This is a genomic window from Massilia sp. PAMC28688, assembly GCF_019443445.1.
Taxonomy (GTDB): domain Bacteria; phylum Pseudomonadota; class Gammaproteobacteria; order Burkholderiales; family Burkholderiaceae_D; genus Telluria_A.
The window spans coordinates 3,514,567-3,535,600 of record NZ_CP080378.1 but is presented as its reverse complement, the minus strand read 5'-3'; the positions used below and the strand labels follow the sequence as shown (position 1 = coordinate 3,535,600).

Below are 21,034 nucleotides of genomic sequence, written 5' to 3'. Positions count from 1 at the left end.
TGTAAGTAAATATCAGCCTCGCCCGTGGCGTCGGCGGTAACCGTCAAGGAAGCGCGCAATGCGCCCGCAGGCGTCAGTCAGGTCGTCGGAGTTGGGCAAGAACACCAGGCGGAAGTGATCCGGCGTACCCCAGTTAAAGCCAGTGCCCTGGACGATCAGTACTTTTTCTTCCGACAGCAGTTCGTAGATGAACTGCTGGTCGTCCGCGATCGGATACATCACGGGGTCGAGCTTGGGGAACATGTACAGCGCCGCTTTTGGCTTCACGCACGTCACACCCGGGATATCGGTGAGCAGCTGGTAGGCCAGGTCGCGCTGCTTGAGCAGGCGCCCGCCCGGTCCCACCAGGTCATCGATGCTCTGGTAGCCGCCAAGGGCCGTCTGGATCGCGAACTGGCCCGGTGCATTGGCACACAGGCGCATGCTGGCGAGCATGTTCAAGCCATCGATGTAATCCCTGGCATGGCGCTTTTCGCCCGACACCACCATCCAGCCGGCACGGTAACCGCACGAGCGATAATTCTTCGACAGTCCATTGAGGGTAATGAACAGCACATCGTCGGCCAGCGAGGCGATGGAATCGTGCTGCGCGCCGTCGTACAGGACCTTGTCGTAAATCTCGTCGGCCAGGATGATCAGCTGGTGCTGGCGTGCCAGTTCCACGATCTCCAGCAGGATCTCGCGCGGATACAGGGCGCCGGTCGGGTTGTTGGGGTTGATGACAACGATCGCCTTGGTATTGGAGGTGATCTTGCGCCGCATGTCGTCGATATCGGGGAACCAGCCGGCCTGCTCGTCGCAGATGTAATGCACCGGGTTGCCGCCCGACAGGCTCACGGCTGCCGTCCACAACGGGTAGTCCGGCGCAGGTACCAGCACTTCGTCGCCGGTATTCAACAGGCCATTCATGGCCATCACGATCAATTCTGACGCGCCATTGCCAAGGTAAATGTCTTCAATGCCGACACCGCTGATGTTCTTGCTCTGCGAGTAATGCATCACCGCCTTGCGCGGCGCGAACATGCCCTTGGAATCGGTATACCCGGCCGCGCCATGCATGTTGACGATCATGTCGTGGACGATTTCGTCCGGCGGATCGAAGCCGAACACGGCCAGGTTGCCGATGTTGAGCTTGATGACCTTGTGGCCGTCTTCTTCCATCTGCTTGCACTTGATCAGCGCAGGCCCGCGAATCTCGTAGCACACGTCGTCTAATTTGTTCGATTTTAAAATCGGTCGCAAGTTGGTTTCCTGTCCAGAGCGAAGTTAAGGCAGCGGCATGCCCTGCTTATGTTGCAGTGCGAAAAATACCATTCTGCCGAAAGGAGGGCATTTAATCAACCGCCGAGTTTCTCGATGGACGCGAAGCACAGCTTTGTACCGCTTTTGGCGGCAGATTCGTGAAAATTCGCGCTTTAATGATGTTTGTGGCATGCTGGCGTCTCCCATATCGATGTATTCGCCATGAAGCTTCACGCCAGCACAACCAAACAATACCAGACTGTCACCGGTTACGATGACCAGGGGGTCGAAATCAATGCCGAGCGCTATGACTACAGCGTCATTGTCATGCCCGAGACGCCGCCGCGGCGCTGGGATGCGCCCGATTTTGAATCGCTCACCGCCGAGCATTTTGAACAGATCGAGGCTGACAAGCCCGATGTCGTCATTCTCGGTACCGGGGAGCGCCAGCGCTTCGTGCACCCGCGCCTGATCGCGGCACTGTCGAGCCGCCACATTGGCGTCGAATCGATGGACAGCAAGGCCGCCTGCCGCACTTACAACGTGCTCATGGGCGAAGGACGCAAGGTCACCCTGGCCCTGATTATCAATCCTGCCGGGGCATAAATGGCCTACCCGTGTTGCGCTGCGGGGTATAGAATCAGCGCCGACGCACCCTTGTGGAGAAACCCGTGGCGGATAGCCCAACTGCAGCAACCTATAATGACTTCACGGCAGCGATGACGGGAGGTACGCCATTCCAGTTCCTGGGACGGCCGGCCAAGTACACCGTCCTGTATTTTTACCCCAAGGACAACACGCCCGGCTGCACCACCGAAAGCATTGCCTTCCGCGAACTGCATGAGCAATTCCTCGCGGCGAACACGGAAATCTACGGCATCAGCCGCGATTCCATGCGCTCGCACGATGGCTTCAAGGCCAAGCTCGGCCTGCCGTTCCAGCTCATCTCGGACCCGGACGAAGCCGTCTGCAACCAGTTTGGCGTGATGAAAAACAAAAATATGTACGGAAAGCAAGTGCGCGGTGTGGAGCGCAGCACGTTTGTATTTGACGCTACTGGCAAATTGGTGAAAGAATGGCGTGGCGTGAAGGTACCTGAACACGCCGAAGAAGTGCTGGCCTTTGTCCAGAGCCAGCCTTGATCAACCCAGCACAACCCGAGACGACCCGTCCATTTTGAGTCAAACAGTCAGCATTTTTGCATCACTCCAATCTGGCCCCGGCATCCTGCCGCGCCTGTTCAGCCCCGTGTCATCCGCAAAGCCGCATCGACCTTTGCCTGCAGCGTCTGCTGCCGGCGACGCCGCCGGGCTATCCTCCAAGAAACTTTTAGATTGAGACCCTGATGCCACTGCCAAAACTCCCCGCGACGCCAGCCGCATTACTGCTGGCCAAAGATTACCCAAAAGCCGAGCCAGGCAAGAGCGTCAAGCCCAAGCTGGCCGCCGTCACGGAAGCAGCGCCCGAAGCGCCCAAGCCGGCCCGTTCGCGTGCCAAGGCTGCGTCCGCTGTCGTGGTACCGGCAATCGTGCCGGTGCCGGCACTGGAACCGGTAGGCGCATTGACGCCCATGGAAGCGCCGGTCCAGGCCCCCGCCCCGGCCGCCCGCCCGGCCGCCCGCGGCAAGGAAAAGCAGCCGCTTGACCTCGAGTCGCCGCTGCCGGCCCGCCACAAACCGGTCGAGCCCGGTGTCAAGAGCAAGGCCAGCCGCATTGCAGACCAGGCTGGCAAGACGAAAATGTTCGTGCTCGACACCAATGTGCTGATGCACGACCCCTCCTCGCTGTTCCGTTTTGAAGAGCATGACGTCTATCTGCCCATGATGACGCTGGAAGAGCTGGACGACCACAAGAAGGGCATGTCGGAAGTGGCCCGCAATGCGCGCCAGGTATCGCGCACGCTCGACGCCCTGGTCGGCACGCTGGAAGATGGCGCCATTGAAGACGGCATTGCCCTGTCCAAGCTGGGCAACAAGGATGCCAAGGGCCGCCTGTTCTTCCAGACCCGCCTGCAAAATGGTCCCACCCTGCCGGAAGGTCTGCCGCAAGGCAAGGCCGACAACCAGATCCTGGGCGTGGTACGCAACCTGGAATCGGAACTGCCGGGCCGCGCCATCGTGCTGGTGTCGAAAGACATCAACATGCGCATCAAGGCGCGCGCGCTGGGCTTGCCGGCAGAAGACTATTTCAATGACCATGTACTGGAAGACACGGACCTGCTGTATTCAGGCATCGTGCAGCTGCCTGACGACTTCTGGAACAAGAATGGCAAGGACATGGAGTCCTGGCAGGAAAACAAGAATGGCACCTCGTCCACGTTCTACCGCGTGACCGGGCCCACCATTCCCAGCCTGCTGGTGAACCAGTTCGTGTTCCTCGAGCCGAAAAATGGCGAAGCGCCCTTCTACGGCCAGGTCAAGCAGCTCAATGGCAAGACTGCCGTATTGCGAACCCTGCGCGACTTCAGCCACAACAAGAACAATGTGTGGGGTGTCACGGCGCGCAACCGCGAGCAGAATTTTGCCCTGAACCTGCTCATGGATCCGGAATGCGATTTCGTCACCCTGCTGGGTCAGGCCGGTACCGGCAAGACCCTGCTGGCCCTGGCAGCCGGCCTGGCGCAAGTGCTGGAAACCAAGCTGTACAACGAAATCATCGTTACCCGCGTCACGGTGCCCGTCGGTGAAGACATTGGCTTTCTGCCTGGTACCGAAGAAGAAAAGATGTCGCCATGGATGGGCGCATTTGACGACAACCTGGAAGTGCTCAACAAGTCCGATTCCGATGGCGGCGAATGGGGCCGTGCCGCCACCCAGGATTTGATTCGCTCACGCATCAAGATCAAGTCGCTCAACTTCATGCGCGGCCGTACCTTCGTGAACAAGTTCTTGATCATTGACGAGGCGCAGAACCTGACGCCAAAGCAAGTCAAGACCCTCGTCACGCGCGCCGGACCGGGCACCAAGATCATTTGCCTGGGTAACATCGCGCAGATCGATACGCCTTACCTGACTGAAGGCTCGAGCGGCCTGACCTACGTGGTCGACCGTTTCAAGGGCTGGTCGCACAGCGGCCACGTCACCCTGGCGCGCGGCGAACGGTCGCGCCTGGCCGATCACGCCAGCGAAGTGCTGTAAAGCACACGCAGCCGTTCCTGCTGCCACAACCCTGCCGCCGCCAAGGCGCGCAGGGTTTTTTTATTGCGCGATTGTTTGACAGCAGGATCGGCCCGGCGCTACCCTGTCACTCCATCGGCTTTTTCCGCATTGCTGTCCCTGACCATGCTGCAAGAACTGCCCTTCCCCATCCGCGTTGAATGTCCTCCTGGCTTGTGTGAATGCAAGCGCGAGCTGCTGCTGGGCGACCCGGCAGCGGACAAGCGCGTGCTCATGCTCACGCGCGAACAGGAAAAAAAGCTGCTCGATCGCATTGCCCGCATCGACAGCTATGGGCAATTGCTGCACGTGCAAAAGCTGATGTTCGACCAGCTTGGCATCGAACTGCGCATCACGCCCAGCGTCCGCGGCGTGCGCACGGTGCTCGGTCTGGGCATCGAGCTTGTTGAACTGCCAGGGCTGTGCCGCCGCACCCGCGAGTCGGTGCCGGCTGCGATTCGGCGCTGCATGCGCCAGCATCCGCAGATCGTGTTCGACCTGCTCGACGCCCACGGTCTGCCAGGCCTGCAAGTGGTCGACGACGACGGAGAGCCGGACCCGCGCACTGGTGATTAAGCTCAAGGCTTCTTGTCAGCCCTGCCACATCATGGCAGCCATGACATGGAACCTGACGGCGGGCTAGCGATGGTGTCTTCGATGAAGTACGACGGCCTGGTGGCAGACGGGCTGCTTGAGGCAACTGAGCTGCAGCAGGCCGCGCGAACCTCCCACGCGCAGCTCATTCACATCGAGGACGTGCTGGTGCGCGACTACAGCCTCAAGCCCGACCAGATCGGCGGCGCGCTGGCACGCCATTACCAGGTCCCGTACGAGCCATTCCGGCCCGGCCGCATCAAGCCGGTGGCCTTGCTGCGGCACCTGAAGCCACAGTACGTGGAAGACAACCAATGGCTGCCGCTCGACGAAGACAAGCATGGCATGCTGGTGCTCTCGCTGGACCCGGAACGCACCGCTGCCAGCCGTATCGTCCACCATGTCTTCCCCAAGTCGACCGTGCGCTATTGCGTCACCACGCGCGCGGAATTCAAGCTCACGCTGGACCAGTACTTTGGCACTGCCGCGCGCATTGACGGCAGCTCACTGCGCGAACTGCTGTCCGGGATGAGCGACGACGATCCTGTGGAAGCGGTGGAGGCCGATGCCGTGGAGACGGAACTGGTCAAGCTGGTCAACAAGGTGATCATGGATGCCTACCGCCAGGGCGTGTCCGACATTCATATCGAGCCGCTTCCGGGCGCGGGCCGCACCAGCATCCGCTTTCGCAAGGACGGCGCCCTGATTCCCTACATCGACATCCCTGCGGGCTACCGCAATGCCCTGGTGGCGCGGGTCAAGATCATGTGCGACCTTGATACCGCCGAAAAGCGCAAGCCGCAGGATGGCAAGATCAAATTCAGCAAATACGGGCCACTTGACATCGAACTGCGCGTGGCCACCATTCCCTCGGCCGGCGGGGTGGAAGACGTGGTCATGCGGATCCTGGCCGCCGGCGACGCGCTGCCGCTCGACCAACTGTGCATTCTGCCCGCCAATCTGGAGCGCCTGCGCCGCGCCATCGAAAAACCCTACGGCCTGTTCTTCGTGTGTGGCCCAACCGGCTCCGGCAAGACCACGACGCTGCACGCCATCCTGCAGTACCTCAACACCCCGGACACCAAGATCTGGACTGCCGAGGACCCGGTCGAAATCACCCAGAAGGGCCTGCGCCAGGTGCAGGTCAACCGCAAGGCGGGCCTTGATTTTGCAACTGTCATGCGCGCCTTCCTGCGCGCCGATCCGGACATTATCATGGTCGGCGAAATGCGCGACAGGGAAACGGTCGGCATCGGCATTGAAGCCTCGCTCACGGGCCACCTGGTGCTGGCCACGCTGCACACCAACAGCGCGCCGGAATCGATCGTGCGTCTGCTCGACATGGGGATGGACCCGTTCAACTTTGCCGACGCCATGCTCGGCATCCTGGCGCAGCGCCTGGCGCGGCGTCTGTGCCAGCTGTGCCGCCAGCCCTATCACCCTGATGGCGCCGAAATGGACCTGCTGGTGCGGGAATACTGCGCCGAACTGACACCCACGGCGCGCTTCAGGGCTGGCGCGGAACAGGCGCGCCAGGAGGTACTGCGCAGCTGGCGCGAGCGCCACGCCGACGCCGAGGGACGCTACACGCTGTACCGCGCCGTGGGGTGCGCGTCCTGCAACCTGGGTTACAACGGCCGCATCGGACTGCACGAACTGATGATCGGCAGCGACCCGGTCAAGCAGCTGGTGCTGTCGCACGCGCCGGTGACGGAACTGCTATGCGCCGCCCTGGAAGAGGGCATGCTGACACTGAAAATGGACGGCATCGAAAAGGCGCTGCAAGGCCTGATCGACCTGCGCACAGTGCGCCAGGTGTGCGCAAAATAGCGGCCAAAAAAAAGCCGCCCGGGATAAGCGGACGGCTTTCTGGGTCAAGGCCGACAGCCTTTACATGATTTGCTTGCCGATCCACCATGCCACTGCCGCCATGAAGGCCGACGCCGGAATGGTAAAGATCCAGGCCCACACGATGTTGCCGGCCACGCCCCAGCGCACCGCCGACATCTTTTGCGCCGAACCCACGCCGACGATGGCGCCCGTAATGGTATGGGTGGTCGACACTGGAATGCCCAAGAAGCTCGACATCATCAGCGTGATTGCGCCCCCGGTTTCGGCGCAGAAGCCACCTACCGGCTTGAGCTTGGTGATCTTCTGGCCCATGGTCTTGACGATGCGCCAGCCGCCGAACAGCGTTCCAAAGCTGATCATGGCGTAGCAGGCAATGATGGCCCATTGCGGCGGCGCGGCCGCATCCTTGGACAGGTGACCGGAGGCGATCAGCAGCATCCAGATGATACCGAGCGTCTTTTGCGCATCGTTGCCGCCGTGACCGAGGCTGTAGGCGGCAGCCGATGCCAGCTGCATGCGCCGGAACCAGGTATCGACCTTGCGTGGCGTGGATTTGACGAACAGCCAGGACACAAGAAGCATGATCACCGAGCCGAGGACAAAGCCGAGCAGCGGCGCCACCACGATGAAGATGACGGTCTTGAACAGGCCACCGGCGATCAGGGCGCCGGTCCCCGCCTTGGCCACTGCGGCGCCCACCAGGCCGCCGATCAGGGCGTGCGAAGAGGACGACGGAATGCCGTAGTACCAGGTAATCAGGTTCCACGCAATGGCGCCGACCAGCGCGCCAAAGACGACGTAATGGTCAATGACGGCCGGATCAATGGTCCCCTTGCCGATTGCCGAGGCCACCTTCAGGCCCACCACGAAAATGGCGATAAAGTTGAAAAAGGCGGCCATGGCCACCGCCGACTGCGGCTTGAGCACGCCGGTGGAGACCACCGTCGCAATCGCATTGGCCGCGTCGTGAAAACCGTTCATGAAGTCGAACAGCAGCGCCAGGAGAATCAGCATTCCCAGCACATAAATACTGATGGTGATAGTTTCCATTCGCTGTCTTCTTACGCGTTCTCGACGATGATGCCTTCGATGATGTTCGCCACATCTTCGCAGCGGTCAGTCACCGTCTCCAGGATTTCGTAGATGGCCTTGAGCTTGATGAGGTTGCGCACGTCCGGCTCGTCGCGGAACAGCTTGGACATGGCAGCGCGCATGACGTGGTCGGCGTCCGACTCCAGGCGGTCGATTTCTTCGCAGATGGCGACGATCTTTTGCGAGTTGTCCATGTTGTGCAGCAGCGCGACGGCGGCCTGCACCTTTTCGCAGCACGCCAGCGACAGTTCGGCCAGGCGCTTTGCTTCCGGCGTGACGGCCTTGAGGTCGTACAGCGACACGGTCTGGGCCGCGTCTTCCATCAAGTCCAGGATGTCGTCCATGCGCGTGATGAGCTTATGGATGTCGTCGCGGTCGATCGGGGTGATGAAGGTCTTGTGCAGCATGTCGACGCACGCATAGGTGATCTTGTCGGCTTCCTTCTCGATGCCTTCAATGGCGTGGGTGCGCATTTCGAGGTCGTCGAAATTGGTCATCAGCGCGACCATTTCCTGCGCTCCTTTCACGCACAGATCGGCGTGTGCGTTAAACAGCTCAAAGAACTTACCCTCGGTGGGCATCAAACGTCCAAACATGGCTTTCTCCGTTAAAAGCGAATTGATACTGCTGAGATTTCGCCGCTCGTGCCGGCGGCGTGATGAACTGATACTGGTGGTTTAGTCGCCCTGGTACAGGGCCAGATTGCCGCTGTAGTTGCCAAACTTCGTGTACTGGCCAATCCAGGTCAGGCGCACCGCGCCGATCGGGCCGTTACGCTGTTTGCCAATGATGATCTCCGCCGTGCCCTTGTCGGGCGAATCGGGGTTGTACACCTCGTCGCGGTACAGGAAGATGATGACGTCCGCATCCTGCTCGATCGCGCCCGATTCGCGCAGGTCGGACATCACGGGACGCTTGTTGGGGCGCTGCTCGAGCGAGCGGTTCAGCTGCGACAGGGCGATCACGGGGCAATGCAATTCCTTGGCCAGGCCCTTGAGGCTACGCGAAATCTCGGAAATCTCCGAGGCGCGGTTGTCGCCCGGCTGGCTGCCGGTCATGAGCTGCAGGTAGTCGACGATGATCAGGCCAAGCTTGCCGCACTGGCGCGACAGGCGGCGCGAGCGGGCCCGCAGTTCGATGGGGTTGAGCGCCGGCGTCTCGTCGATGTAGAGCTGCGCTTCATTCATCTTCTGGATGGCGTGGGTCAGGCGCGGCCAGTCTTCATCGTTCAGGCGGCCCGTACGCAGGCGGTGCTGGTCGAGCTGTCCGACGGAACCGAGCATACGCATGGCCAGCTGGGCGCCGCCCATCTCCATCGAAAACACGGCCACCGGCAAGCCGGCCTCGATGGCGACGTTTTCGCCAATATTGACCGAGAACGCCGTCTTGCCCATCGAAGGACGGCCCGCGACAATCACCAGGTCGCCCGGCTGCAGGCCGGACGTCATGCGGTCCAGGTCAATGAAGCCGGTCGGCACACCGGTGATCTCGCTCTGGTTGTCGCGGCTGTACAGCTCATCGATGCGTTCCACGACCTGCGTGAGCAGCGGCTGCACCGCCACCCAGCCCTGCGAGCCGCGCGCGCCCTGCTCCGCGATGGCAAAGATCTTGGACTCGGCTTCGTCCAGCATCTGCTTGACTTCCTTGCCCTGGGGGTTGAAGGCCTGGCCGGAAATCTCGTCGGCCACGGTGATGAGCTTTCTCAGCACGCCGCGGTCACGCACGATCTCGGCGTAGCGGCGAATATTGGCCGCCGACGGCGTATTCTGCGCCATCGCATTGAGGTACTGCAACCCGCCCACGTCGTCGGCCTTGCCGATGTTGGTGAGCGCCTCGAACACGGTAATCACGTCGGCCGGGCGCGAGGCGTTGATGAGCTTGACGACCTGCTCGAAAATGATGCGGTGGTCGTAGCGGTAAAAATCGTCGGCGTGCATCATGTCCGCAATACGGTCGAACGCGGCGTTATCACGCAGCAAACCACCGATCACAGACTGTTCTGCTTCAATCGAATGGGGCGGGATACGGAGGGCGTCGACTTGCGGATCGGATGGGGCATTCATGGCGCGAATTATACCTGCTTCGTGTCAAGAGGCTGTAATAAAAGGGTGAGTTTTCGCGCAGATTTACGGGAAGATAAGCGCAAAAAAGCCGGGCGAACCCGGCTTTTTGTGCATTGCAACAGACAGCTTGCTTAGGCAGCTTACTTACGCAGCTTCGCCCGTCACGGCAATGGTGATGTCCACCACGACATCGGTGTGCAGGGCAACCGATACAGCGTGCTCGCCGGTGGTCTTGAGCGGGCCGTTAGGCATGCGGACCTGGGCTTTTTCAACAGCGAAGCCTTGCTTGGACAGGGCTTCAGCGATGTCGAAGTTGGTCACGGAACCGAACAGACGGCCATCCACACCGGCTTTTTGCGCGATGCTGATGGTCATGCCGCCCAGCTTCTCGCCTTCGGCCTGGGAAGCCGACAGCTTGGCAGCTGCTGCTTTTTCCAGTTCGGCGCGCTTGACTTCGAACTCGGCAACAGCCGAGGCGGTCGCGCGGCGAGCCATTTTTTGCGGGATCAGGAAGTTACGTGCGTAACCGTCCTTGACCTTGACCACGTCGCCCAGGTTGCCGACGTTGATGACTTTTTCCAACAGAATGATTTGCATAGATTTCTCCAGTAGGTCTGCCAGCAATTAAGCGTGGTGCAGATCGGTGTAAGGCAGCAGCGCGAGGTAGCGGGCGCGCTTGATGGCGGTGTCCACCTGGCGCTGGTAGTGCGCCTTGGTGCCGGTCAGGCGTGCTGGCATGATCTTGCCGTTTTCCTGGACGAAGTCTTTCAGCGTATCGACGTCTTTGTAGTCGACCTGTTCTACGTTGGCGGCGGTGAAGCGGCAGAATTTCTTACGCTTGAACAGTGGGTTCTGTTGTTTGCGCTTTTCTTTCAGCTTGAGCTTGTTTTTGTCGAACTTTTTACCGAATGCCATTTGAGGCTCCTGTATCTAAAATGTGCTCCGCTTAAGCGGCGGCACTAAAATCAATGATGTGAAACACCAGGCTTTTGCTACTGCGGTTCTTCTTGGCCAGAAATCCTGTGAACTGATGTACGGCACCCAGTTCGGCCTGGCTGAATCGTCCTGAAATTTCACCTGCCGCAAAGGCAGCAATTTCAAACTCGACCAACCTGGGCACCCCTGCTTCGACCTGCTGCGAACTGTGCATCAGGGTGGCGGACACGATCGGCACGCCGGCCGGGGTGTAGCGCAAGACATCGCGCTCGCAAATCTGGGCTACGAACTGAAGTTGATTCAAAAGATCACATCAGGTTCAGGATTCTGTACAACAATTAGGCCGCGGCTGCTGGCGCTGCTGCTGGAGCCGGGGCTTCAGCGCGGTGGCTCTTGGCTGCGTCTTCACGTTGTACCGACTTCATCATCGGCGATGGCGTGGTTTCAGCCTTCTTCATCTTAACGGTGAGGTGACGCAGCACGGCATCATTGAATTTGAACGCGGTTTCGAGTTCCACCAGGGTCTCGTTGTCGCATTCGATATTCATGCAGATGTAGTGTGCCTTTGGCAGCTTCTGGATCGAGTAAGCCATCTGACGACGGCCCCAGTCTTCAACGCGATGAACATTACCGCCGCGCGTGGTCACGCTGGCCTTGTAACGCTCGATCATCGCCGGGACTTGCTCGCTTTGGTCCGGGTGGACGATAAAAACGATTTCATAATGACGCATGCAACACTCCTTAGGGACGTTTAAACAAATGCCCACCTCGGCGTCAAGACGAGTGTGGGAAGGGAAAGCCGGCGATTATAACCCGATTCGCGCACCGCTGGCAATGCCTGTGTTGCTTCCAGGTTATGGGTCGGTCAGGGCACGAAATCAGCGTCAAGCAGTTGCTCCTCGCTGTAAGGAAGCGCTGCCGGGAATATCGCTCTGGCCAGTCCGGTCTGTTCGGCAGCCTGCTCAACTGAGCCACGATAGTTCTCGTGAGCGAAGTCGAGAATGTGCCGGCGCAGACTGGGGCTGTCTTGCAGCACCCTTCCCAGCCGGGTGCGTTGCGTCCGCAGCGTTGCAAGCCAACTTTTGCTCTTGCGTTGTGGTTGATACTGGCACTTCAGGAGATGCACAACAATCAGGTCCAGTCGGCTTCGCACCTCACGACGTTCGCTGCGCAAGATCCCTCCGACTTCCTCGAATAAGTTGTCCAGGTCAAGTTTGTCAAACTGACGCTCACGCAGCAGCAGTAGCTGGGCCTCCAGCCACAAGGTGAAATCGGCTTCGTAATCGGCCTTGTCATGGACTTCTGGCCTATCGTTCAGGTTCATTTCTGCCTCCATCGCCCTTTGGACCGCCGAATCTGCAAAAAATTCAGGCAAATTCGCATTTAACACTTGCGCTGGGCGAAATACTGTACAAAAATACAGTCTGTTCATACAAACAGCCACCCCAGCCCATGATCAAGCTCACGCCACGCCAGGAACAGATCCTCAACCTGATCAAGGATGCGATCGACAACACCGGTTTTCCTCCCACCCGCGCGGAAATCGCCAACGAGCTCGGCTTCAAATCTGCCAATGCGGCTGAAGAACACCTGCAGGCGCTGGCCCGCAAGGGTGCCATCGAGATTTCGCCCGGCACCTCGCGCGGCATCCGCCTGGTCGGCGCCAGCGTGGAAGCCATTCCCCTGGTGCCCCCTACCCTCATGATGGCGCTGCCGCTGGTGGGCCGCGTGGCCGCCGGTTCGCCCATCCTGGCGCAGGAACATGTGGAAGCGACCTACAGCGTGGACCCGGCCATGTTTTCGGCCAAGCCGGACTTCCTGCTCAAGGTACGCGGCTGGTCCATGCGCGACGCCGGCATCATGGATGGCGACCTGCTGGCGGTCAAAAAAGTCGACAGTGCCAAGAACGGTCAGATCGTGGTGGCCCGGATTGGCGAGGATGTCACCGTCAAGCGCTACAAGAAAACCAATGGCCTCATTGAGCTGCTGCCGGAAAATCCCGACTTCAAGGTCATCAAGGTCGATCCCGAGCTGGATGACTTCGCCCTCGAAGGCCTGGCCGTCGGCCTGATGCGCAGCTGGCACTGACAGCCAACGGGCCGGCGCATGCCGGCCTTTTTTGTCTGCCGGCGCGCTGCGGCGCGCCCTTCCCGGCACAGGCAATGTATTATCGGCATGTCATCAATCCCCATGCTGATCGATAGCGTCATGCGGCTCTATCCTGGCGATTCCACCACCCATGCCGAGCGATCACGAGCCGCCTGCCCTCCACGCCCAGAGCCTCGGCTGGCAACTGTTTGAAAGCAGTCCCGACTGCGTAAAGCTGCTCAGCTGCGACGGCCGTGTCGTGTCCATGAACCAGAACGGCCTGTGCGCCATGGAGATTGACGATGTCTCCCGCTTGCTGGGGGCTGAGTGGAAGTCGCTGTGGCCGCCGGAGAGCCATCAGAAAATTGCATCGGCACTAGCGCTGGCGGCCGCCGGCGGCACCGGGCACTTCCAGGCATTCTGCCCCACTGCCAGGGGCGCCCCCCGATGGTGGGACGTGGTGGTGACGCAGGTGACGGCGCCCGATGGCCATACGCACCATTTGCTGGCCGTGTCGCGCGACATGACGGCCACCCATCAGGCCGAACGCGAACTGCATGCCAGCGAAGCGCGCTTTCGCTCGCTCGTCACTGCCACCAGCGCCATTGTCTGGAACCGCGCCGCTGCCGGTGGCCTGGTCACCGAGCAGCCCAGCTGGGCCGCCTTTACCGGTCAGACGGCGGCGCAGTACTTGCACGAAGGCTGGCTGGAAGCGGTCCATCCCAACGACCGCGCCGGCACCCTGCGCGACTGGGAGCGGGCATGGACGACGGGTACTGTTTTCCAGACCCGCCACCGGCTGCGCCGTGCCGATGGCCACTACCGCGACATGGATGTCAAGGGCGTGCCGGTAGTGGGCGATGACGGCGAGGTAACTGAATGGATTGGCGTGCACGTCGACGTGACGGCCGAGATCGAAGCGAGCCGGGAACGCGAACGACTGTTCAAGCAAGTGCAGGCGGCCAATCAAAGAATGAATGACATCCTGCGCCAGACCCCTGCCTTCATCTGCGTGATGCGCGGTCCCGAGCACATCGTTGAATTGATCAATGAACGCTACCTCCAGCTAGTGGGCAACCGCAACCTGGAAGGCCGGCCCTTCCGCGAAGCCTTGCCGGAAGTGGCCGGACAGGGTTACTTTGAAATGCTCGATTCTGTGTACCAGAGCGGTGAACCGTTTTTCGGGTTCGACATGCCCGTGATGCTACAGCGCAAGCCCGACATGCCGCTCGAAAAGCGCTTCATGGACCTGGTGCTGGCGGCGCTGCGCGACGCCGATGGCCGGGTGACCGGCCTGCTCGCCCATGGCGTGGACCAGACGCACCGCAAGATTGCGGAGGCAGCCCAGCACGCCAGTCATGAGCGCCTCCTGCTGGCCACGGAAGCCACCGAGCTTGGCTTGTGGAGCTGGACGCCCGAGACCGACGCCGTGACGTGGGAGAATGCCCGTCCCTACGCAATCTTCGGGGTGGCGCCGGGCGACGGCCCGGTGAGCGCGGCGCGCCTGCTGAGCGACTTCCTCCACCCTGACGATGCCGCCGGGTTTCGCCAGGCAATCAGCCAGGCCGGCGTGGTCGGTGCGCGCTTCTTCTTCCAGGGCCGCATCAGGCGGCCGGACGGCGTGCTGCGCTGGGTGGAGTTCTTTGGCCGCGCCATGGCAAAGCGCGATGATGCGCCGGCCGAGCTGGCAGGCACGGTACGGGATATCACGGCACGCAAGGAAGCAGAAATTGCCCTGTACGACAGCCGCGAGCGCTTTGAAAAGATCGTCAGCCAGGCCGCCACCGGCGTCGTGCAGCTCGACACCACCGGCTGCATCACCTTTGCCAACGCCCGCTTTGCGCAAATGCTCGGCTATCCACTGTCGGAAGTGATCGGCATGAACATCGTCAGCGTCACGGCGCCTGACGCGGTAGCGGCCACAGCCAGGGCCATGCAGCAGCTGTTATCAGACGGCATCGGCTTTGTGATTGACAAGCATTACCTGCGCCGGGACGGCTCCTTGCTGCCGGCCACCAGCAGCGTCAACGCCCTGCGCGATTCGCGCGGCGAGGTGCAGGGAATGGTCGCGATCGTGCTCGACACCACCCAAAGCAAACTGGCCGAGCAGGAATTGCGCGCCAGCGAAGAGCGCTACCGCACCGTGTTCGAAGCCATGGACCAGGGTTTCGGCATTATCGATATCCTGCTTGACGATGCCGGCCAGCCCGCGGACTACCGGTTTGTGCAGATGAACAGCATGTTCGAAAAGCATACCGGGCTGCGCAACGCGACCGGCAGGACCGTCCGCGAACTGGTCCCCGACCTCGACCCGTTCTGGATCCATACCTACGGGCAGGTGGCGCTGACCGGGGAAGCGGTGCGCTTTGAAAGCGAGGCCAAGGCCATGCAGCGCTGGTTCGATGTGTATGCCACCCGCATTGGCGGGCCAGGCAGTACCAGGGTCGCACTGCTGTTTAGCGATGTCACGGCGCGCAGGCAGTCCGACGAACGCCAGCGCCGCCTGGCGGCAGACCTGGAGGAAGCGGACCGGCGCAAGACCGTCTTCCTGGCCACCCTGGCGCACGAACTGCGCAATCCCCTGGCGCCTATCCGCAGCGGCCTGGGCGTGCTGCGCATGGCGGGCGACAATCCGGCCACCCTGGCCCGGGTGCGCGAGATGATGGAGCGCCAGGTCGGCCACATGGTGCACCTGATCGACGACCTGCTCGATATCGCGCGCATCAGTGGCGGCAAGCTCGATCTCAAAAAAGCCCGCACCGACCTGCGCACGGTGCTGTCGAGCGCGATGGAAACGAGCATGCCCGCCATCGAGGCCGGCCACCATCAGGTGGCCGTCAACCTGCCCGCCAGCGCCCTGTATGCGGAGGTGGACCACATGCGCATCGCCCAGGTCGTGGCCAACCTGCTCAACAATGCCGCCAAATACACACCCGCGGGCGGCCGGATTGCCTTGTCCATGGCAGCTGCGGGTGACTGCGCCGTCATCGAGGTTGCCGACACCGGCATCGGCATTGCGCCCGAAGCGCTCGACAGTGTCTTTGACATGTTCAGCCAGGTGGGGGCAAGCCTGGGCCAGTCACAGGGCGGGCTGGGGATCGGACTGTCACTGGTGCGGCGCCTGGTGGACATGCACGGCGGCAGCGCCAGCGTGGCCAGTGCCGGGGCCGGCCAGGGCAGCACGTTCACCGTGCGCCTGCCGCTGGCCGGCGCCGGTGCCGGCCAGGGCGGCGAGGCGGTGCGCACCCACGGCGACGCTGCCGGTGCCGGTCCGCGCAGGGTACTGGTGGTGGACGACAATGTGGACGCCGCCCAGACCTTGTGCATGCTGCTGGAACTGGGCGGCGACAGCACGCGCATGGCGCATGGCGGCCGCGAGGCGATCGCAGTGGCGGCCGATTTCAAGCCGGCGCTCGTATTCCTCGACATCGGCATGCCGGGCATGAATGGCTACGACACGGCGCGGGCCATGCGCGCCATGCCGGAACTGGCAGACATGATGCTGGTGGCACTGACGGGCTGGGGCACCGACAGTGACCGCAGCCTGTCGGAACAGGCCGGATTCGACCGCCACCTGACCAAGCCGGTCGACATGGATGCGATTGAACGGGTGCTGGCCGAGTATGACAGCAAGACGGCGCCCGGCTGAAACCGGCACCCGGAGGCGCTTTACTTGCGGGCGCCTTCCACCATCTTGTTGTGCTCGCGGACATAGGCATCGGTCGCATCGCGCCAGGCGGCGTAATCGGCCAGCAGCATCTTGGACCCGACCCGGGCTTCTTCCACGATCCGTGCCTGCACGCCTTCCAGGTGCTTGCCTGCCGCGTCCATTTCGTCCTTGGTCATCAGGTCTGCCACATCTTTGGGAATCAGCTTGGTGAGCGGAGACGAGGCATTGATGTTTTCCACAAAGCCGTTGTAGCACGCCTGCCAGCCCTGCACTTTTTCGGCCACGGCGCTGATTTCATCGTTCTGCTTGGACATGGCAGGAATGCGCGGCGCCGGGCAGCGGAACTTTCCGGACTTGAGCTCGGCGCCATCGTATTTGGACATCCAGTAAGCGATGTCGTCCTTGCGCACCTCGCGCTGTTTCATCATCTCCAGGGCGGCGACGGCCGTCTTGTTGCCCTTGGCTGCGGCCTTCTTGAACCAGGCCTCGGCCTTGGCCAGGTCGATGGCACCGGCTTCGCCATACAAGTGCATTTCGCCCAGATGCAACTGCGCTTCGGCGCTGCCGGCATTGGCGGCCTTGGTATAGAGCTTGAGCGCTTCGGGATAGGATTTCTTGGCAAACAAGGCCTTGGCGTCGGCCAGATCATCGGCGTGCGCGACAGTGCACATCAGCAGGCTCAGGCACAGCAGGTATTTCTTCATGAAGTGAACCCTCAGGATATCGGACAGTGATGGGAAATCATAGCGTGAATCGGCAATCTGGTGGCGGCGGCGCATGCCATGTGGTCACGGCGCCGGCGCCTTCCCTTGCCAGCGTGGGTCGGACGAATTGGTCACGGCCCTGTCGACGGACAGCAAACGGATCGTGCGCCGATCGTGCTTGAGATACTTGCTCAGGTCAGTAGCCAGGTAATCGGGCCGCACGTGCAGATTGCGCATGCCAAAATACGCCATGTCTTCTTTCGACATGAAATACAGATTGTCGACATGATAGGGCGCCACCTTGCCAAACCAGCCGGCAAAGCCGTTGATGCCCGTATCGGCATAAAACGCGCGCTCCTGTGCCAAGGTCTCCCGAAAAAGAATGGCAAGCTCTCTGCGTCGACCAGGTCAATACCCTGATCGTGCTTGTACATCAAGTGTTCAATGGTCCCGTGCCAGCCCACGATTCCCTCGCCGACAATGTGCTTATTGCGCCCGGCGGGGAAAATATAATTGGCACACGAAGAGAAACACACGCCATCGACTTCCACATCGAGGCCTGCGTCGCGCACCCAGCGCGCCACCCGGATGGCGCCTGTCACTTCCCCGCCCCCTGAGCGAATCATCAGCTTTGTGACCTTGGCCCGCCCCACCACGGCCCGGATACGGTCCAGGCTATCGGGACGCAGGGTGCCTTCATAGAGGACCGCGTCACCGAGCAAGGCGATCGCAGGCTCCCTGGGCGCCATCGGCCGCTTTGCCGAGCGTGGTGCGGCGCAGGAGGCCAGCAGCACCGCCAGCATCAGCGCAACCCACGGCCACGCCCTCTTTATGGCAGCGCTCCCTCGAAATCGGCCAGCAGGTCCGCCGCGTCTTCAATGCCGACCGATACCCGGATCAGCGATTCGGCAATGCCCATGCTGGCCCGGCGCTCGGCACCCATCTCGAAAAAGATGGTGTGCGCCACCGGAATGACGAGCGTGCGCGTGTCGCCCAGGTTACTGGCCGAAATGCCGATCTGAAGCCGGTTGAGGTAATCGAAACAGTCAATGCCCTCTTTCAGTTCAAAGCTGAACAGCGAGCCAAAGGCGCGGAACAGTTCGCGCGCCACGCCATGCTGGGCGTGCGATGGCAGGCCCGGATAATGGACGGCCGCCACCCGCTCGTCCGCCTCCAGCATGGCGGCAATGGCCAGTGCATTGGCCGAGGCGCGCTCCATGCGCAGGGCCAGTGTTTCGGCCCCCACCGCGATGTGATGGGCCGCTTCCGGGCCCAGCGACGCGCCAAAGTCGCGCAGGGCCTTGGCGCGCAGCTGCACCATGCCCCACATGGCGGGGGCATTTTTCTTGTAGTTCGGGGCGATGTTGGGGTAGGTACTCCAGTCGAACACGCCGGTATCGGTCAGGCTGCCCCCGAGCGCATTGCCATGGCCGCCGATGGCCTTGGTCAGGGCGTTGACCACCAGTCCCGCGCCCACCGATCTTGGCTGGAACAGGTAGGGCGTGGTCATGGTGTTGTCGACCACGTACAGGATGCCGCGTTCCCGGCACAGCTGGCCAATGCGCGCCAGGTCGGCTACCTGCGTGCGCGGGTTGGCGATGGTTTCCACGAACACGATGCGGGTGGCACTGGTGAGCGCCGCCTCCACGTTGGCCACGTCGGTGGCGTCGACAAAGGCCACCCCCACCCCCTGCCCGGCCACCGTCTGCCACAGGCTGTTGGTATTCCCAAACAGGAAGGACGACGACACCACGTGGTCACCCGCCTTGAGCAAGGCCTGGAATACGGCACCAATGGCCCCCATGCCGGTGGCAAAGCAGATGCTCGCCACCCCGCCTTCCATGCGCGTGACTTTCTCCTCCAGCGCCGAGATGGTGGGATTGCCCTGGCGCCCGTAACGAAAGCCCGGCTCCCGGCCCTGGAACACGGACGCCAGCTGGCGCGCATCCTCGTAGCCATAGGTGACGGAGGTATGCAGCGGCTTGTGCAGCGACCCGTGCTCGATCGGCTTCTGGCGGTCGCTGTGCAAGATGGTGGTCGTAAAGCCGTAACTGGTCTTCTCGCTCATGCCTGCGTCACCTTATTCAGCCGATTCTGCGTTGGCCAGGTTCAGGTTCAACTGCGTGCGCGCGGCGTCTTCGGCCGGTGCCTTCTTGCTTGGGTTGTGGCGCGCCAGCTCCAGGCCGTCGAGGTAAGCCGGCGTGACGTCGCCGGTGACGTAGATGCCGTCAAAGCACGACGCCTCGAAATTGGTGAGCGCAGGATTGACGTCCGAGATCGAGCGCTTGAGCGCGTCCACGTCCTGGTATACCAGGGCGTCGGCGGTGATCTCGCGGCACACTTCCTCGTTGCTGCGGCCGTAGGCAATCAATTCCTCGCGCGTCGGCATGTCGATGCCATACACGTTCGGGAACAGCACCGGCGGCGCGGCCGAGGCGAAGAACACATTGCGCGCGCCCGCTTCACGCGCCATCTGCACGATCTCGCGGCTGGTGGTGCCACGCACGATGGAGTCATCCACCAGCAGCACGTTCTTGCCCTTGAATTCGGAGCTGATGGCATTGAGCTTCTGGCGTACCGACTTGCTGCGGATCGCCTGCCCCGGCATCAGGAAGGTGCGGCCAATGTAGCGGTTCTTGATGAAGCCTTCGCGGTACTCCACGCCCAGCTTGAGCGCGAGCTGGATGGCGGCCGGGCGCGAGGAATCGGGGATCGGCATGACCACGTCGATTTCGCCGGACTTGAATTGCGCGCGCACCTTGTCGGCCAGGTATTCGCCCATCTTCAGGCGCGTGGCATAGACGGAAGCGCCATCGAGAATCGAATCGGGACGCGCCAGGTAGACATACTCGAACGCGCACGGGTTAAGCGATGGATTGTCGGCACACTGGCGCTCGTGCAGCTTGCCATCGTTGTCGACGAAGATCGCCTCGCCCGGCGCGATATCGCGCAGGAAGCGAAAGCCCATGCCTTCGAGCGCCACCGATTCGCTGGCCACCAGGTACTCGGTGCCATGCTCGGTCTCGTTCAGGCCAATGCACAGGGGGCGGATACCAAAGGGATCGCGGAAAGCGAGCAGGCCGTGACCGGCAATCTGGGCCACCACGGCGTAGGCACCGCGCACCCGGCGGTGGACCTGGGCTACGGCAGTAAACACCGAATCGGGATCGAGCGTGAAGCCGGTGGTCGATTCCTGGATTTCGTGCGCCAGCACATTGAGCAGCACTTCGGAGTCGGAATCGGTATTGATGTGGCGGCGGTCGTTCTTGAACATCTCCGACTTCAACTGCGCCTGATTGGTCAGGTTGCCATTGTGCGCCAGCGTGATGCCAAACGGCGCATTGACGTAGAACGGCTGCGCTTCTTCCTCGCTCGACGAGCCGGCGGTGGGATAGCGGCAGTGGCCGATGCCCGAATTGCCCTGCAGTGAACGCATATTGCGCGTGCGGAACACGTCGCGCACCAGGCCGTTGGCCTTGTGCATGGAAAACATACTGCTGTGGTTGGTTGCGATGCCAGCTGCATCCTGACCGCGATGCTGCAGCAGCAGCAAGGCATCATATAACAGCTGGTTGACGGGATTATGCGAGACGACGCCGACGATGCCACACATGCTGCGCTCCTGGGAGTAGGTACTGCT

At 61.7% G+C, this 21,034-nt stretch carries 20 protein-coding genes; 7 read left to right on the top strand and 13 right to left on the bottom strand.

Features of this window, described 5'->3' with window-relative positions; genetic code table 11:
* Window positions 1-12: 12 nt before the first annotated feature.
* Window positions 13-1,242 (bottom strand): pyridoxal phosphate-dependent aminotransferase, encoded by a 1,230-nt coding sequence (locus tag KY495_RS15800; protein WP_219880341.1) that lies wholly within the window; start codon window positions 1,240-1,242, stop codon window positions 13-15.
* 222 nt (window positions 1,243-1,464) lie between these two features.
* On the opposite strand from KY495_RS15800, the gene KY495_RS15795 reads away from it, so the two are divergent.
* The 5 genes from KY495_RS15795 (at window position 1,465) to KY495_RS15775 (ending at window position 6,820) form a co-directional block, all read left to right on the top strand.
* On the top strand, window positions 1,465-1,848 hold the full coding sequence (locus tag KY495_RS15795) for an Mth938-like domain-containing protein (protein ID WP_219880340.1): 384 nt from the start codon (window positions 1,465-1,467) through the stop codon (window positions 1,846-1,848).
* Window positions 1,849-1,913: 65 nt separating this feature from the next.
* A complete protein-coding gene (locus KY495_RS15790; protein ID WP_267876158.1) occupies window positions 1,914-2,384 on the top strand; it encodes a peroxiredoxin in 471 nt (156 codons plus the stop codon).
* A gap of 203 nt (window positions 2,385-2,587) precedes the next feature.
* A complete protein-coding gene (locus tag KY495_RS15785; protein WP_219880339.1) occupies window positions 2,588-4,378 on the top strand; it encodes a PhoH family protein in 1,791 nt (596 codons plus the stop codon).
* A gap of 144 nt (window positions 4,379-4,522) precedes the next feature.
* Window positions 4,523-4,972, top strand: coding sequence for a hypothetical protein (locus KY495_RS15780; RefSeq protein ID WP_219880338.1), 450 nt, complete (start codon window positions 4,523-4,525; stop codon window positions 4,970-4,972).
* A gap of 81 nt (window positions 4,973-5,053) precedes the next feature.
* The gene (locus tag KY495_RS15775; protein ID WP_229518327.1) at window positions 5,054-6,820 is read left to right on the top strand and encodes a GspE/PulE family protein; all 1,767 of its coding nucleotides are present in this window, start codon (window positions 5,054-5,056) and stop codon (window positions 6,818-6,820) included.
* 60 nt (window positions 6,821-6,880) lie between these two features.
* Here KY495_RS15775 and KY495_RS15770 read toward each other — a convergent pair whose 3' ends face one another.
* From KY495_RS15770 to KY495_RS15735, 8 genes are all read right to left on the bottom strand, one after another.
* Window positions 6,881-7,891: an inorganic phosphate transporter gene (locus tag KY495_RS15770; protein ID WP_219880336.1), complete on the bottom strand. Its 1,011-nt coding sequence runs from the start codon at window positions 7,889-7,891 to the stop codon at window positions 6,881-6,883.
* Between the two features lie 11 nt (window positions 7,892-7,902).
* Complete coding sequence (locus KY495_RS15765) at window positions 7,903-8,529, bottom strand: DUF47 domain-containing protein (RefSeq protein ID WP_219880335.1); 627 nt, start codon at window positions 8,527-8,529, stop codon at window positions 7,903-7,905.
* Window positions 8,530-8,610: 81 nt separating this feature from the next.
* Window positions 8,611-9,996 carry a replicative DNA helicase gene (locus KY495_RS15760; RefSeq protein ID WP_219880334.1) on the bottom strand — a complete coding sequence of 462 codons (1,386 nt, stop codon included), beginning with the start codon at window positions 9,994-9,996 and terminating at the stop codon, window positions 8,611-8,613.
* A 144-nt stretch (window positions 9,997-10,140) separates the two neighbouring features.
* Complete coding sequence (gene rplI, locus KY495_RS15755) at window positions 10,141-10,593, bottom strand: 50S ribosomal protein L9 (RefSeq protein WP_219880333.1); 453 nt, start codon at window positions 10,591-10,593, stop codon at window positions 10,141-10,143.
* A gap of 27 nt (window positions 10,594-10,620) precedes the next feature.
* The gene (gene rpsR, locus KY495_RS15750; protein ID WP_008450941.1) at window positions 10,621-10,911 is read right to left on the bottom strand and encodes a 30S ribosomal protein S18; all 291 of its coding nucleotides are present in this window, start codon (window positions 10,909-10,911) and stop codon (window positions 10,621-10,623) included.
* Window positions 10,912-10,942: 31 nt separating this feature from the next.
* Entirely contained in the window at window positions 10,943-11,236 is a 294-nt protein-coding gene (gene priB, locus KY495_RS15745; protein ID WP_219880332.1) for a primosomal replication protein N, read from the bottom strand.
* Between the two features lie 34 nt (window positions 11,237-11,270).
* Window positions 11,271-11,663, bottom strand: coding sequence for a 30S ribosomal protein S6 (gene rpsF, locus KY495_RS15740; protein ID WP_219880331.1), 393 nt, complete (start codon window positions 11,661-11,663; stop codon window positions 11,271-11,273).
* Between the two features lie 134 nt (window positions 11,664-11,797).
* A complete protein-coding gene (locus tag KY495_RS15735; protein ID WP_219880330.1) occupies window positions 11,798-12,256 on the bottom strand; it encodes a DUF29 domain-containing protein in 459 nt (152 codons plus the stop codon).
* A 128-nt stretch (window positions 12,257-12,384) separates the two neighbouring features.
* Between KY495_RS15735 and lexA the strand changes: the two genes are divergently transcribed.
* Complete coding sequence (gene lexA, locus KY495_RS15730) at window positions 12,385-13,020, top strand: transcriptional repressor LexA (protein ID WP_219880329.1); 636 nt, start codon at window positions 12,385-12,387, stop codon at window positions 13,018-13,020.
* 151 nt (window positions 13,021-13,171) lie between these two features.
* On the top strand, window positions 13,172-16,669 hold the full coding sequence (locus KY495_RS15725; RefSeq protein ID WP_219880328.1) for a PAS domain-containing protein: 3,498 nt from the start codon (window positions 13,172-13,174) through the stop codon (window positions 16,667-16,669).
* Between the two features lie 20 nt (window positions 16,670-16,689).
* Here the strand turns inward: KY495_RS15725 and KY495_RS15720 are convergent, their stop codons facing one another.
* The 4 genes from KY495_RS15720 to purF all read right to left on the bottom strand — a co-directional run bounded on the left by KY495_RS15720 (window position 16,690) and on the right by purF (window position 21,007).
* Window positions 16,690-17,394, bottom strand: coding sequence for a tetratricopeptide repeat protein (locus KY495_RS15720; RefSeq protein ID WP_219880327.1), 705 nt, complete (start codon window positions 17,392-17,394; stop codon window positions 16,690-16,692).
* Between the two features lie 84 nt (window positions 17,395-17,478).
* Complete coding sequence (locus tag KY495_RS15715) at window positions 17,479-17,760, bottom strand: hypothetical protein (protein ID WP_219880326.1); 282 nt, start codon at window positions 17,758-17,760, stop codon at window positions 17,479-17,481.
* A gap of 463 nt (window positions 17,761-18,223) precedes the next feature.
* On the bottom strand, window positions 18,224-19,462 hold the full coding sequence (locus KY495_RS15710) for a cystathionine gamma-synthase family protein (protein WP_219880325.1): 1,239 nt from the start codon (window positions 19,460-19,462) through the stop codon (window positions 18,224-18,226).
* Window positions 19,463-19,474: 12 nt separating this feature from the next.
* Window positions 19,475-21,007, bottom strand: a complete 1,533-nt coding sequence (gene purF / locus KY495_RS15705; RefSeq protein ID WP_219880324.1) for an amidophosphoribosyltransferase — start codon at window positions 21,005-21,007, stop codon at window positions 19,475-19,477.
* Window positions 21,008-21,034 lie beyond the last annotated feature (27 nt).